This window comes from Paenibacillus sp. FSL H7-0350 (assembly GCF_038593195.1).
Lineage (GTDB): Bacteria > Bacillota > Bacilli > Paenibacillales > Paenibacillaceae > Paenibacillus_AQ.
In genome coordinates this window covers 3,463,296-3,477,992 of the sequence record NZ_CP151972.1, presented here as the reverse complement: position 1 = coordinate 3,477,992, position 14,697 = coordinate 3,463,296, and the positions used below count along the sequence as shown (strand labels likewise).

Below are 14,697 nucleotides of genomic sequence, written 5' to 3'. Positions count from 1 at the left end.
CCAGCTTTTTATGAATAAGAAAGATGGCTCAAAGGGCAGCCCTAATACTACGTTTGAGCGCAGACTCTTCATCAAGTTTGCCCGATCCAAGTATAACTTTTTTTAAGTTTCAGCCCTAATATTACACATGAATCTGGGATTACCACTATGGTTTGGAGAAACGGCATGAATTAGAAAGGATGCATAAAGGATACATCACCAGCATGTCCAGGATCCTTCACAACTCGAAACTCCGTACCATCTTCAGCCGCATGAATTTTATTCAAGAATTACTTCCGGACATGTATAACCTCGATTTAATTTTGAAATTGATTAAAAGGGGGATTCAACAACTTGGCTAACTTCTCTAATATAAAGCCATACAATGATTTGTGGTTAGATTGCATTAAGAATAATTTAATTTCCATGCTTATGTGTACAGATGAAAAATTCAAGGATATTATTTTTCATGCAGAAGTTACCTATCATAATAAAATTATCGATCAAAAATTTAATTATGATGGAGAAGAGGAAAAGTTTTATGTTGAAGGTTTTTTTACACCCAAGGTTATGTTTTTCATGGATTTTTTGGACCAGCTTTTTGAAAAAAAAGAATTAAGTTTTAACGAATATAATCCAATGTTCTTGTATGATTTTATAAAAAAAGCAATTAATGATGGATATGGTGTATTTCTCAAGATAGATAGATTTTTTTATTTTGATGGAAGGGAAGCTGGGAAGTATCATATGGAACATCCCGTTTTCATCTACGGATATGATCCTTCACCGCAGATTTTTAAGACCATTGAGGACTGTAGGATACCTGGGACTATGCAATATTACGATCTTCCTTACTCCGTTATCAAGGCATCCTGCGAAGATTTCATTTCTCATGGTAAAAATATCGAAGTTGTTCTATATAAACCGAATAACAATTTTGATTTAATGGGAAAAAGAGAAGTTTCTTTGCTACAGGCAAAAAAAATGTGCAATAACTTGTTGACTCACGGTGGGTTGGGATCGGAATATAATTTGCTTTATGAAATCGGGTTGGCCGGAATAAAAACCTATGGGAAGAATTTTGTTGATTTATTCTCCAAAATTGAGGAGTTTGGAGTATTTAAGACGAGGGTCGCTCAATTTCAGCAATTTCATATAAGAAATGTTAACTTAATCAAACTTTTGAATGAATACGGATATATCAATGATCAGGATTCAAAGGACTTGTGCAATCGCTATGAACAGATTCGAAGCTTATGGGGGAGTTTCAAACAAAAGAGCTATCAGATTATTGCAAGAAAAAAGTTGAATATATGTACAAGTATCATGAAAGACGAATTAATTTCCTTGTCTATGATAATCGGTGAAATAGTAAAATATGAAAGTGAAGCCACGAATAAAATGCTAAAGGTTCTTCCCTAAAAGTTGTGAATTTTTTGCAGTACAAAATCGATCCTTCAATTACATCCTTAACAGTATCTTCTACTCCTCCAATTGTTAGTCACGAAAATACAATGGGAGGAGTAGCTTTTTTATAAATGTAATCAGGTACATATAAATCATCACTAAGGCTAGCTCAAGAAGAGTGGTATTAACAACAACTATTCCAATTTATCCTCACAATCGAAATTAAGGAAATTAAAAGGCATCTGTATGGTAATGTACCGAACATGCCAACAGAGATACCATTACATCTATTTCATAGACAAGCCAATTAACTCCTGCAGGGAATATTCTCCGTTGAAAAACCTATCGTACAATTTAATATCACTTGTACGATATTTATTAAAAAATCGTTGTATATTTTCTTTTGCTTGTGCTCTATCAATTCCGGTGTTTCTGGGATGTTCTTGGTGGAAGTTGATGGCATTACTGTTGAAATAAAAATCATAACCGGCATTTTTTAGTTGGTAAGCGAAATCATTATCTTCAATCCCCCATCCTTGAAAATTTTCATCAAAGGTAATGCTCTCGCAATTGAATCTATGAAGTGCTAGATTACCCGTTGTTGCCAACATCCAATTCATAGGAAATTTATCTAGTTGATTATCGAAATACTCTACCACTTCAAGAAAATTTTCGATACATGTGTATAGGCGATATTTATTAAGGTAATAGTTAAGGTCCAGTTGCAACAGTTCAGTTGAAATCAGATCTATTGCTTTATCTTTACCTATTTGATCTAAAAGTTCTTGATTTCGTCTAAAGAAATCGGCAAAACACTCAATAAGATTTATAGAAGGATCAATGTAGAATGTTTTAACAGAGTTTGTATAACGGGACAAAACAGCTTCCTTTAACCCAACTGAGACACTATTTTTGTAATTTTGAATGTGATTTACATGATTACTGATGAAATTAGTTACTGGAATACGATCGTCATCGCAAAAAACAAAAATATCCCCTCTAGCAATTGACATTCCGAGATTTCTTGCTTTTGATCTTCCACTATTTTCTTGTTCAAAATATTTAATATCAATTTGATTTTCATATCGCTTCACAATAGATTCGGTATTATCAGTACTGCCATCATTAATAATGATGACTTCAAAATTTTTGATCGATTGTTTAGCAAATCCAGCCAAAGTTAAGTCTAAAAAAAAAGATTTATTATATGTTGGAATGATCACTGAAGAATTCACTAATATTCACTCTCCTATTAAAGTATTGTCTGACTTAGTTTAAATATCCTAAAATTGAATCGTTGATTCATTAACCTTAGATGAATTTAGATTATCTCAATTGATAGAAAATCTTTATTTTTTAAATAAAGTAATTTTTGTTGATTAATTGAATTTAATTTAATCATTGTAATTAATATACTATAAATAAGAATTTTTTCCTATTGTAATTTGAGCAAGTTAAATATCCGAATTGAATTGTCTTATTCAATTCGAATGGCTATGCGAGTTACTTATGCGTGAAGTCTGAGGGGGAACTGGAAAGTATAAGAAAGGGAGGGAGCGGCAGGAAAGCAGAAGGATTGACAGTGAGTGGAATTGCCAGACTAGTTGTAAGAATTAAGATGAATTTTGTTGATCCATCAATTGGTTGCAGAACAATAGAATAATGTAATTTTTGGGTAGTTAAGGTATCATCATTCCCAAAGAGACAGTAGGCATAGAACAGTAAACAGATTGTTATTAAGGAGGGAATCCATATGTTGTATATATTCGGCGGGTTGCCAGGCACCGGGAAGTCTACATTAGCATCAGCGTTAGCGAGCGAACTTCGGGCACCGTATCTTCGGGTTGATGTCGTAGAACAGGCTATGCGCGTGGCGGGGATTAAGGTTGACGGACCTCAGGGTTACATCGTTTGTTACGAGATAGCGAGGCAGAATCTCATTTTGGGTCTTGATGTGATAGCGGACACGGTCAATCCCATTCACTATACCCGCCAAGCCTGGCGTAATGTAGCAGATTCTCTAGGAATTCCGTTTGTCGAAATCGAAGTGGTCTGTTCGGACGAATGTACACACAAGCATCGAATCATCACTCGTACAACAGATATTCCCGGCTTTACCCTCCCCACGTGGAATGAGGTGAAGAACAGACATTACGAGGCATGGGATCATGACCACATCGTGATCGACACAGCTCATCAAACCGTGACGGAAAGCTGGATGTCGTTACGTGAACAGCTAAGTCTGAAGAAGTTAGCTACTTAGATAACCCAAGAATCCCCTGAACATCCGACACTGGAGGTCTACCATACTTGCGGGCATATTCGCGGCTGAACTGGGAGGGGCTCTCATAGCCTACGCGGAAGGCGGCATCGGAGGCTTGGAGGGATTCGGTCAGCATGAGGCGGCGGGCTTCCTGCAAGCGGATGACCTTCTGGTATTGCAGCGGGCTCATGGCGGTGACGCGCTTGAAGTGCTTGTGGAAGGCGGAGGTGCTCATATTTACGGACTCTGCAAGCTGTTCAACGACAAGGGATTCAGCATATTGCCTGGTGATCACTTGGATAGCTTGAGCAATCCGGTGCGCATGGCTGCCGATGATGGCGAATTGATGCAGGTGTGAGCCTTGGTCGCTTTGCAGGACGCGATAGAGAATCTCACGGATAATGAGTGGTGTCAGAACAGGAATATCCTGAGGCGTGTCGAGTAATTGGATAAGCCTTACGATGGCTTCGAGTAAATGCTCAGAGGTTTGGGCTACAGTGAGCCCAAGACGCGTTACATCCGGTACAAGGGTGGAGTCATTCATTTCTTTTACAATTTCCAGGATGGTGCCGGGATCGAAGCTTAGCTTGATGCCCAGAAACGGATGCTCAGGCGAAGCCGCGGTAATTCTCCCGTTAATCGGCAGCTCGACAGAGGTGACTAAGTACGTTGATGGATCGTAATGATAAGTTTCGCTGGACAGGGTGGCTGCTTTGGCTCCTTGGGCAACGACGCAGATCGATGGCTTATAGACAGACTCCAGCGGTTCTGCTACATCTGTTGCGTGCATTAACTGCAAGGAAGGAATGAGCGTCTGGTGGGTGCCTGCAGATGGAGCATGGCGTAGGATGGGCGCAGCCAATTGCTGTAAAAGTTGCCCGGTCCGCAATGAATCGTCCACGTTGAAAGCCTCCTTTTCACGTATTGGTGTGATTTGATGTATATCATAGCGATAAGAAGAGAAATAGGCAAGAAGTGAACAGGTCTGTTATAACGAAATACTCTTCGATTGCTTTACAATGAATCCATAAGGCCAACAGAGTTTTACCTGGCTTAAGCGAGATTAAGGAGAGTGTTCGTGAATGAGTCTGAACGAAAAAGTAGCCATCGTCACAGGTGCGTCACGGGGTATTGGAAGACAAATCGCCATTCAACTGGCCGGGTTAGGAATAAAAGTGGCTGTCAATTATTCATCAAACCGGGGAAAAGCGGACGAGGTCGTGCAAACTATTAAGGAATCTGGCGGGGAAGCGATAGCCGTTCAGGGTGACGTAAGCAATTTGATTGATGTGGAAGCACTATTTGCAGCGACGTTTGGGCAATTCGGGCGTATCGATATTTTGGTGAATAATGCCGGGATTATGGACTGTGTGCCTATCTCAGACGTAACGGAGGAAATGTTCGACCGGCACTTTGCTGTGAATGTAAAAGGTACTTACTTCGCTTGCCAGCAAGCGATGAAGCATATGGAGCGGGGCGGAACGATTATCAACTTCTCGACCTCTGTATCGGGTGCGATGCTGCCAACCTATAGCGTCTATGCCGCAACCAAAGGGGCAGTTGAGCAGTTAACCCGCCAGTTAGCGAAGGAATTCGGAGTGAAGGATATCGTCGTGAATTGCGTCGCGCCAGGGCAAGTATCGACGGAGCTATTCCTCAATGGGAAATCTGATGAGCTAGTGGATTCTTTCCGGCGGATGAATGCTTTTGGAAGGCTTGGAGAGCCCGAGGATATTGCAAATGTGATCGACTTGCTCGTCAGTGATAAGGCCCGCTGGATAACAGGACAGACTATTCGCGTCAACGGCGGGTTTAACTGAAGCAGATGATGAGTTCCTATCTCTAACGCCTATGGTTTATAATGGATGAAAAGGAGGGGGCGAAATGAATAAAGGCATGCTGCTTGTTCTAAATGGAACTTCAAGCTCCGGGAAGACTTCTATCTCGGCTGAGCTTATAAAACAGAAAGAGATTCCGTTTTATCATGTGTCGATTGATGATTTTTTCATGAATTACAATGATTTCATTAATCATAAATTTCCTGACGAGCCTGTACGCGAAATAGACCATCAGGTTATCTCAGATATACTTGATGATTCCATATGCTCGGTGTTCTATTCGACGATTAAGCTGTTATCGGAAATGGGATTCAATGTCATCGTGGATACCGTATTCGACAACGATAAGAGATTTAATGAGTTTTTGGATCATTTTGCTGATCGGACTACGCTATTTGTTGGTGTCCTATGCTCCCGGGAAGAGCTTATCCGAAGAGAGCAGGCCAGAGGGGACCGGCAGATTGGTCTAGTGGATGCCCAGTTCGACATCGTCTATCGTTTTGATGAATATGACCTTGAAGTGAACACGGAAGAGTTGACTCCGGCAGAATGCGCCGAACAGATAATTAACTATATTAAGTCCAATCAGGAATACTCGGCATTTCAGAAATTGCGCAAAAGAGATGGTAATCTTAATAGAACGCTACTGACATAACGTTGTCAGGAAGGGTGGGTATAATGAAGACTATATTAACCTACAAAAGCGAATATTAGGAGGCTATTATGTCAGTCATTGGACCCGATTTCATCTCACTTCAGGTCAGCGATCTTGAAGGCTCTGCTGAATTCTATCAACACTATCTTGGACTCGTCCGTTCACAGGCGGGCCCGCCTCATGCGGTGGTTTTTGACACCAAGCCTATTGCATTTGCACTTCGTGACCTCATGCCGGGAGTCGAACTCAGTACGGGGACTCAGCCTGGACTGGGTGTTGCGCTATGGCTCTATGCCCCGGATACGCAAGACATTCACGATAAACTCGCAGCAGCAGGCGTAAAAATCACATCCGCACCCATCGACGGCCCCTTCGGACGTACCTTTACCTTCGCCGATCCGGACGGTTACCTGATCACTCTTCACAGTAAAGGCTGATTAGTATAACAGTAATACCATGTTACTCTAAGTAATTTACTCCCCATACGGTAGGCAGGTGAACCAATAAATCCTGTTGCTAAATGGGGAGTTTTTGTTTGACCGAATTCTATTCTCTTAGAGAAATCAGATGCGAGAGAGTAATTTGTGGTGAATTATTTAAGAGGAGGAAATATTATGATAAAAAAATGGACAATTGCATTGCTTTCATCAGCATTTCTTATGCTATCTTTAACAACTGGGTCTAGTTATGCGGCAGAGACACAAACATCTACAACGATTAACAATGGTCAAATAAACAACGGACGAGTCTTAATTCCCTTACGTGCTGTCTCCGAAAATCTTGGCGCAAGCTTGGAATGGTTTCAAACAGATAAAGTTGTTAAAATCAAAACCGGGAATTCGACGATATGGCTTGCAGCAAATTTCAAACGTGTGATTATTAAATCTGCTCCCTCAAGTGAAGCTCCAGATACACCAGCACAGAAATATGTCGATTTGGATACTGCTACACAAGTCATCAATGGAACCACTTATGTTCCTCTTCGTTTTGTTAGTCAGTCGTTAGGGGCAACGGTAATGTGGAACCAACTGTCTAAACAAGCAACAGTAACAGTGGGCAACAAAGGATTGGTTGTTAATATGGAGACCCCATCTGTTCAAATTCCGGAAAAGAATAAAATTTCTGAAGCACGTTTGAAACTTCTATCAGATAAATTAAATCAAGTCTCAAATGTATCTTCAATTAAAAATGCAAATTCAACCTTCAAACCGTACTTCACGGATAGATTAATTAAGTATATTGTTCAGAATAAAGGATCGAAAACGACGGGTACTTATGAAACGCCTGTCACTTTACCCATTTATACCAGTAAAAATTCTGCCACACTTTCACAATCTGTAATAATAGCGAATGGTCTTACAGGTGAAGATCAGTATGCAGAAGATCGGACAATCTCGCTAATATTCGCGAACGGAACTTGGAAGGCGGACAGCGTCATTAAGGGGTCTAGAGTTCTGATTTCGGGATTCTCTGATTATCATCCACAGTGAACAGGAGGTGGGGAATTTGAGATCTGGGGTGAAGTGGTTGGGCTTTTTCTTATCCCTACTGGGTATTGGACTAAGTTTTCTGTTTCTGTTTGATAACCCTTACAGTGAGCAGGCGGTATCCAGCAGCACACAAGTGATTGTGGTCCTCATGCTCATTGTACCTTCAGCCGTCATGGCCATTTCAATCTGGCGTGGTCTTCGCTTACTTATGGCCATTTCTTTGATCTGGCTGGCACCCTATTCCTCCTATTTCGCGATTGCATCTATTCCGAGCATTTGGAACGTTGTTTTCCTGATCCTATTGGTTCAATTCGTAGCTACCATTTTAGGACCAATACGTTCCAAATGAACTGAAGCCCCCCTTGTTTTTCCTCACACCACTGTGTTATCTTAGGATATATTTTCAGGGAGATATACAGAAGAGGTGAAGCACCATGATTATCCGGCAGATTTTCAATAACAATGTCATTCGGGCTGAAGATCAGGTCGGACATGAATACGTTGTCATTGGGAACGGATTAGGCTATAAAAAGAAGGCGGGGCAGCGGGTTGAAGAGGAACGGATCGAGAAGACCTTCATGCTCAAGCCCGAGAAGGTTCCGCGCAAATTGATTGACCTGATCGGGGAGACGTCTGCTGAATATTTCTCGCTGGCCGATGAGATTATAGCCCACGCCAAGGCGGAGATGGGCGACATCTTCAACGACAATATCTATATCACGTTAATTGACCATATTCATTTTGCGATTGCCCGCTACCGGAAGTCGATGAATCTGAAGAACGCCCTGTTCTGGCAGATCAAGCGGTTCTATCCCAAGGAGTTCGCTATTGGCGTACATGCGCTGAGTCTGATCCGCAAGCACTTTGACATCGAGATGGATCAGGATGAGGCGAGCTTCATTGCGATGCATTTCGTGAATGCCCGGCAGGATGGGCAGGAGATGCAGCGGACGGTAGAGGTGACCAAGGCGATGAGCGATATCTTTGGTATTCTGGCGGACGAATATCAGGTCAAGCTTAACGAGAATTCGTTCAACTACTCCCGGTTCCTCACTCATCTCCAGTATTTCCTCCAGCGTATGATCAGCGGGGAACAGGAGCGGTCCGCATCGGGCGACAACTTCCTGTACGATCAGATTAAGGTGAAATTTCCGCAGGCTTTTGCATGTACGAATAAGATCAATCATTACTTGGAAGAGACGTACGGGAATGCTATGTCCATTGACGAGAAGGTCTATCTGACGATTCATATTCAGCGGGTGACTTCAAGAGATATGAATCCGTTGGATTAAAATGGAATCCGGAAAAGGCTTGCAAACGATTACTTAATCCGCTATATTGGAGTCACAACTTAAATCTAAGGATTGTTACTGCTGAAGCAGGCGATACCTAAACGAGATGTGGATCACACCGGTGTGATCTCACAGCTTTCGTTTAGGTTTTTTTTATGCTCATTTTTGGCAGTATAGCAAAGGAGAATCAGCATGGATAACCGAAAAATGTCGGAAGACATCATCCGTCTCGTAGGCGGGGAGCAGAATATTAACGATCTTGTCCATTGTGCCACCCGGCTGAGATTCAGCCTCAAGGATAACAAGAAGGCCCAGCGGGAGGAACTGGAGAAGCATGAAGGCGTCATTACCGTGGTGGAGAGCGGGGGGCAATTCCAGGTTGTCGTGGGAAGCAACGTAGCGAATGTATATGCCGAAATTGTCAAAAGCACCAGCTTCTTGTCCAGCACCTCCACAGATACGAAGGAATCCGGGCAGAAAACCTCGGCGGTATCGAAGGTGTTCGAGGTTATCTCCGGAAGCTTCTCTCCACTGATTCCTGTAATGGCCGGATCGGGGATGCTGAAGGCGCTGTTGACGGTGCTTACGCTGGCGGGCTGGATGTCCGATTCAGGCGATGCCTACAAGATTCTGTCTGCGGCCGGTAATGCCGTGTTCTACTTCCTGCCGATCTTCCTGGGAATTACCCTGGGCATCAAGTTAAAAGCGAACCCTTACGTAGCAGGAGCAATAGGGGCGGCGCTGATGGAACCGAACTTTACGGCGATGCTGGAGGGGGATGGCGGACATTCCTTCCTGGGAATTCCGGTGGTGATGGTCAGTTACGCTTCCAGTGTCTTCCCGATCTTCATTGCGATTAGCATCTACGCCTTGCTGGATAAGCTGCTGAAGAAGATTATCCACAAGGACCTGCAGATATTCATGGTGCCGATGCTCTCGCTGATGATTATGGTTCCGCTGTCGGTGATTGCCTTCGGTCCATTCGGTACGAGTGTCGGCGACTGGATCGCTTCCGGCGTGACCTGGCTGATTGGCGTAAGCGGCATCCTGTCGGGGATCGTGCTTGGCGGGGGGATGACCTTCATGGTGGTGTTCGGACTCCACTGGGGCTTCACTCCCATCACGCTGCAAAATATAGCGAACGGCGGTGACCCGATTGAAGCCATGGCTTCAGCAGCGGTATTCGCCCAGATCGGTGTAGCCTTCGGGATCTTCCTGCGGGCCAAGAAAGACCGGAACCTGCGGAGTATCGCCGCCTCTTCCGGGATTACCGGACTGCTGGCCGGGGTCAGTGAGCCGATTGTGTACGGCCTGATTCTCCGCTACAAGCGAGTGATTCCAATCGTTATTATTGCCGGGGCACTCGGCGGCGCTATTAACGGACATTTCGGTGTGCTGTATACGGCGTATGTGTTCCATAATATTTTTTCGATTCCGGTGGAACAGCCGATGTCGATCTTTATTGTCTCGATGATCGTCTCCATGGGGACCGGGCTGCTGCTGACCTGGATGTTCGGCTATGAGGGTAAGGGTAAAATTGAAGCATCCGCTCCGGCAGCCGCACCTGAACAGATTCAGCCAGACAAGCCAGTAACACCAGTTGTAGACTTGAAAAAGGAACTGATCTTCAGCCCGCTGACCGGCGCAGCCTTCCCGCTTAGCGCAGTGCCGGACGATGCATTCTCAACCGGGGCTATGGGTAGAGGACTGGCGATTGAACCTGTAATTGGAGAAGCGGTCGCTCCTGTGGACGGGACGGTGACTTCTATTTTCCCGACAGGCCATGCGATTGGCATTACGTCCGCCGCTGGAACAGAGCTGCTGATTCATATTGGCATAAATACGGTCGGGTTAAAAGGAAAGTACTTCACACCAGTGGTCAAGGAAGGCGACCGCGTGAGCCAGGGCGATCTGCTAATCCGCTTCGATCTGGAGCAGATCCGGGCAGCCGGGTATCAGACCATTACGCCGGTTATCGTCACTTTAACGGCCAAAGAGGTTGAAGTTTTTGAGACGGACCAGCAGCAGATTGAGCAGAACGAAGTGCTTTTGACATTGGTGGATTAATACAAGACTGAGGAGGAATAAGGTATGCTGCACAAACAACTTCACGCTTTTCCAGAGAATTTCTTGTGGGGGGGCTCCACTTCGGCTTATCAGCTGGAGGGTGCCTGGGATGAGGACGTCAAAGGGCCTTCCGTCATTGATCTGGCCAACCATGTGGAAGGGGTAACGGACTTCAAGGTCGCCAGTGACCACTACCATATGTACAAAGAGGATGTTGCCCTGATGGCGGAAATGGGCTTCAAAGCGTACCGCTTCTCTATCGCCTGGAGCCGGATCTACCCGCAAGGAGACGGAGCCGTTAATCCGAAGGGGCTTGAATTCTACAGCAATTTAATTGATGAGCTGTTTAAATACGGTATTGAACCTATCGTTACCATGTACCATTTCGACCTGCCTTACGGGCTGGAAGAGCGGGGAGGGTGGTCCAGCCGGGCGACGATCGATGCTTTTGAACAATATGCCAAGACGCTCTTCGAGCATTACGGGGACCGCGTGAAGTGGTGGCTGACGATCAACGAACAGAATATGCTGATTCTGCATCCGGGATCAATTGGAACCCTGAATGAGAACATGACCGACCCGCAAAAAGAGCTCTACCAGCAGAACCACCATATGCTCGTTGCGCAGGCGAAGGCTATGGTGCTATGCCATCAGATGCTGCCCGATGCGAAGATTGGTCCGGCCCCCAACATCGGTGTCATCTATCCGGCAAGCTCTAAGCCAGAGGATATGCTGGCCGCAGATAACTATGCAGCGATCCGCAATTGGCTCTATTTGGATATGGCGGTCTACGGACGGTACAACCATATTGCCTGGAGTTATTTGGTGGAGAAGGGCTATGAGCCGAAGATCGAGGAAGGGGATATGGATATCCTCCGGCAAGGCCACCCGGACTTCATTGCCTTCAATTACTATACTTCCCAGACCGTAGGCGAGAGTAAAAATGACGGCAACGACTTCTCCCACACAGGCGATCAGCACGAAATTGTCGGCGAGCCGGGAGCATACCGGGGATCGGTGAACCCTAACCTGCAAACTACGGAGTTTGGCTGGGAGATCGATCCAGTCGGCTTCAGAACAACACTCCGCCAGATTTATTCCCGTTACCACCTGCCGTTGATTGTTACAGAGAACGGGCTGGGCGCATTCGACAAGCTGGAGGAAGACGGAACCGTAAATGATGCGTACCGCATTGAATTCTTCCGCAAGCACATCGAGCAAATTCAGCTTGCACTTACCGACGGGGTAGAGGTGTTCGGCTTCTGTCCTTGGTCTGCCATCGATCTGGTCAGCACGCATCAGGGCGCAAGCAAACGGTACGGCTTCATCTATGTAGACCGCGAAGAGTTCGACCTGAAGGAGTTGCGCCGCATCCGCAAGATGAGCTTTTACTGGTATCAGAAGCTGATTGCTTCCAGAGGCGAGGTTCGCTGAATGTAATTGCAAAGGGTTGTCCTGGTAGCCATGAGAGGCCGCTTGGGGCAGCCCTATTTTTTTCTTCCAAATATTGCACAACAAAACCGGTACAATCGCCGTCTATACATAAAGAATGGAAAATAGCCTCTGAGGAGAGTGAACCACAGGTGTTTAAAAAGCTGGCTTTAACCCTACTAATGACGACGATGGTGTTCAGTGCAAGTGCAGCGGGCCCATCGCAGGACAAGGCCCAGGCTGCCGGTGCGGGTACTGTGCAGGCCAAGACAGCCGATCAATTATATCCGGTTGAAGTGAACGGGAAATACGGCTTCATCAACGGCAAAGGTAAGGTGGTTATCGAAGCGGTATACGACGGATACGGGTATTCAGGAATGCCCGGAGGGACAGTATACGTCGAGGACCATGCGGCTAAGAAGCAATATTATTTCAGCTCGGCCGGCAAAAAGCTGTTCGAATGTAAGCTGAGAGATGCCGGCATTCTGTATAATGACCGCGCGCTGTATACAGCGATGGTTCAACCGGCTGGCGGGGCCGCGGCGACCCGGTACGGGTATATCGACAGTCAAGGCAAGGTGGCTATACAGCCAATCTACGTCCGGGCATTTATTTTCTCCGAAGGTCTGGCCCGGGTCAATATGGGCAAAGCCTCAGGGTACATTAACACGAAGGGCGAGCTTATCGTTCCGTACCGGTATAGCTTAACGTCTGATTTCTCTGATGGCATGGCAGCCGTTGCGCTTGCCGTTGGCGGCAAATACGGCTATATTGACACCACCGGCAAGCTTCGCATAACGCCCCGGTATGATTATGCTACACCGTTCTCCGACGGAGTAGCAGCTGTGTATGTGAACGGCAAATACGGCTACATTGACAAAACAGGCAATTACCTTATCAAGCCACAATTCAGCATGGCGCAGCCGTTCTCGGAAGGACTGGCATTCGTTGAACGTAATGGAGTCACCTTCTATATTAATAAGAAGGGCGCCAAAGTCATCCAGGGATATACGGCCGGAGGCTTGTTTAAGGGCGGTCTGGTTCCAGCCAGTACGGGGCAGCGGTACGGCTATATTAATACCTCCGGCCGCTTCGTGGTCAAGCCGCAACTCTATTGGGCTGATTCGTTTAACGGCGAGTTGGCGGAAATCACCCTGCTCGTTCCAGAGACACGCGAGGAAATCAGAGGGTATATGAACCGCAGCGGAACCATTGTCTGGCCGCCGGCTTCCGAGCTTCCAGCCGGAGTGGTGAAACCGTAACTAAATCAATCCACCAAGAGTAGAGGAGGCAATAATATTCCATGGGCAACAACTTATACCGAAAACTAGGGGCGGCCTTTCTGATTGCTGCCGGGTTAATCTACACGATCGAACGTGTAGGGGCGTTAATCGCCCGCAGTCATGAAATTAATGCGTTATACCAAGCGCAAATGTTCGATGCCCAGCCTAAAATCCATATCGCCGGCTTCTTCGATAACATCTTTGTGCCCATCCTTACGTTAATTGGTGTGATACTATTCGTATACGGTTTTCCGAAGAAAACAAAATAGGAGAGTGAACAGTGATGGACAGTGGGGAAAGGTTTACTAATCGTGTCGATTCCTATTTGAAGTACCGCCCAAGCTATCCACAAGAAGCTATCGATTATTTGTACAACAATATTGGTCTGCGCCCGAACAGTAAAATAGCAGATATCGGTTCAGGCACAGGGAGCCTGTCCAAGCTGCTTCTGGAACGCGGCAGCGATGTATTCGCGGTCGAGCCTAATCAGGCCATGCGTGAAGCCGCAGAGCAAAGGCTCTACAGCAATCCGAACTTTCAGAGTAGGTCAGGCTCTGCGGAAGCTACCGGGTTACCGGATCGGTCGGTTGAGTTTATTGTCTGTGCTCAGGCATTTCACTGGTTTGACCGGGTAGCCGCGCAAACGGAGTTCCGCAGAATACTACAGCCTGGCGGGAAAGTCATACTCATATGGAATTCCCGCCTTACACACGGTACTTCATTTCGTGAAGAGTACGATCAACTGCTTCACACCTACGGAACCGACTATGAACAAGTAAATCATAAAAACATTTCTGAGGCGACGCTTGTCTCTTTTTTCAAAGAGAACACGATGCATAAAAGCCTGTTTGAAATGACTCAGGAGTTCGATTTCGAGGGTCTGAGCGGCAGGCTGTTATCCTCCTCCTATAGCCCTGTTCCGGGGCATCCGAATTACAATCCGATGATGAAATAAATCAATACTAGCGCCAAAATGTGGTTTTCTCACTACT

The 14,697-nt window shown here is 45.6% G+C and carries 15 protein-coding genes; 13 read left to right on the top strand and 2 right to left on the bottom strand.

All coding sequences use genetic code 11. The features are described from left to right. The first annotated feature begins 333 nt into the window (after positions 1 to 333). The gene (locus NYE24_RS15790; RefSeq protein ID WP_342479066.1) at positions 334 to 1,401 is read left to right on the top strand and encodes a hypothetical protein; all 1,068 of its coding nucleotides are present in this window, start codon (positions 334 to 336) and stop codon (positions 1,399 to 1,401) included. A gap of 272 nt (positions 1,402 to 1,673) precedes the next feature. Here NYE24_RS15790 and NYE24_RS15785 read toward each other — a convergent pair whose 3' ends face one another. Then, entirely contained in the window at positions 1,674 to 2,621 is a 948-nt protein-coding gene (locus NYE24_RS15785) for a glycosyltransferase family 2 protein (protein WP_342479065.1), read from the bottom strand. 518 nt (positions 2,622 to 3,139) lie between these two features. Here NYE24_RS15785 and NYE24_RS15780 point away from each other — a divergent pair. After that, positions 3,140 to 3,649, top strand: a complete 510-nt coding sequence (locus NYE24_RS15780; RefSeq protein WP_342479064.1) for an AAA family ATPase — start codon at positions 3,140 to 3,142, stop codon at positions 3,647 to 3,649. Here the strand turns inward: NYE24_RS15780 and NYE24_RS15775 are convergent. Next, complete coding sequence (locus tag NYE24_RS15775; RefSeq protein ID WP_342479063.1) at positions 3,642 to 4,550, bottom strand: AraC family transcriptional regulator; 909 nt, start codon at positions 4,548 to 4,550, stop codon at positions 3,642 to 3,644. The genes NYE24_RS15780 and NYE24_RS15775 overlap by 8 nt on opposite strands. Before the next feature lie 181 nt (positions 4,551 to 4,731). Between NYE24_RS15775 and NYE24_RS15770 the strand changes: the two genes are divergently transcribed. From NYE24_RS15770 to NYE24_RS15720, 11 genes are all read left to right on the top strand, one after another. Next, the gene (locus NYE24_RS15770; protein ID WP_342479062.1) at positions 4,732 to 5,469 is read left to right on the top strand and encodes an SDR family oxidoreductase; all 738 of its coding nucleotides are present in this window, start codon (positions 4,732 to 4,734) and stop codon (positions 5,467 to 5,469) included. 64 nt (positions 5,470 to 5,533) lie between these two features. Continuing rightward, positions 5,534 to 6,142: an AAA family ATPase gene (locus tag NYE24_RS15765; RefSeq protein WP_342479061.1), complete on the top strand. Its 609-nt coding sequence runs from the start codon at positions 5,534 to 5,536 to the stop codon at positions 6,140 to 6,142. A 68-nt stretch (positions 6,143 to 6,210) separates the two neighbouring features. Then, the gene (locus NYE24_RS15760) at positions 6,211 to 6,579 is read left to right on the top strand and encodes a VOC family protein (RefSeq protein WP_036694853.1); all 369 of its coding nucleotides are present in this window, start codon (positions 6,211 to 6,213) and stop codon (positions 6,577 to 6,579) included. A 177-nt stretch (positions 6,580 to 6,756) separates the two neighbouring features. Next, positions 6,757 to 7,632, top strand: coding sequence for a copper amine oxidase N-terminal domain-containing protein (locus NYE24_RS15755; RefSeq protein ID WP_342479060.1), 876 nt, complete (start codon positions 6,757 to 6,759; stop codon positions 7,630 to 7,632). Positions 7,633 to 7,648: 16 nt separating this feature from the next. After that, on the top strand, positions 7,649 to 7,981 hold the full coding sequence (locus NYE24_RS15750; protein WP_342479059.1) for a hypothetical protein: 333 nt from the start codon (positions 7,649 to 7,651) through the stop codon (positions 7,979 to 7,981). An 85-nt stretch (positions 7,982 to 8,066) separates the two neighbouring features. After that, positions 8,067 to 8,924 (top strand): PRD domain-containing protein, encoded by an 858-nt coding sequence (locus NYE24_RS15745; protein WP_342479058.1) that lies wholly within the window; start codon positions 8,067 to 8,069, stop codon positions 8,922 to 8,924. Positions 8,925 to 9,116: 192 nt separating this feature from the next. Beyond that, positions 9,117 to 10,991 (top strand): beta-glucoside-specific PTS transporter subunit IIABC, encoded by a 1,875-nt coding sequence (locus tag NYE24_RS15740; RefSeq protein WP_342479057.1) that lies wholly within the window; start codon positions 9,117 to 9,119, stop codon positions 10,989 to 10,991. Between the two features lie 24 nt (positions 10,992 to 11,015). Continuing rightward, positions 11,016 to 12,425 (top strand): glycoside hydrolase family 1 protein, encoded by a 1,410-nt coding sequence (locus tag NYE24_RS15735; RefSeq protein WP_342479056.1) that lies wholly within the window; start codon positions 11,016 to 11,018, stop codon positions 12,423 to 12,425. A 149-nt stretch (positions 12,426 to 12,574) separates the two neighbouring features. Beyond that, positions 12,575 to 13,684 (top strand): WG repeat-containing protein, encoded by a 1,110-nt coding sequence (locus NYE24_RS15730; RefSeq protein WP_342479055.1) that lies wholly within the window; start codon positions 12,575 to 12,577, stop codon positions 13,682 to 13,684. A 41-nt stretch (positions 13,685 to 13,725) separates the two neighbouring features. Beyond that, positions 13,726 to 13,974, top strand: coding sequence for a hypothetical protein (locus tag NYE24_RS15725; RefSeq protein ID WP_036694858.1), 249 nt, complete (start codon positions 13,726 to 13,728; stop codon positions 13,972 to 13,974). A gap of 14 nt (positions 13,975 to 13,988) precedes the next feature. Continuing rightward, positions 13,989 to 14,660 (top strand): class I SAM-dependent methyltransferase, encoded by a 672-nt coding sequence (locus NYE24_RS15720; protein ID WP_342479054.1) that lies wholly within the window; start codon positions 13,989 to 13,991, stop codon positions 14,658 to 14,660. Positions 14,661 to 14,697 lie beyond the last annotated feature (37 nt).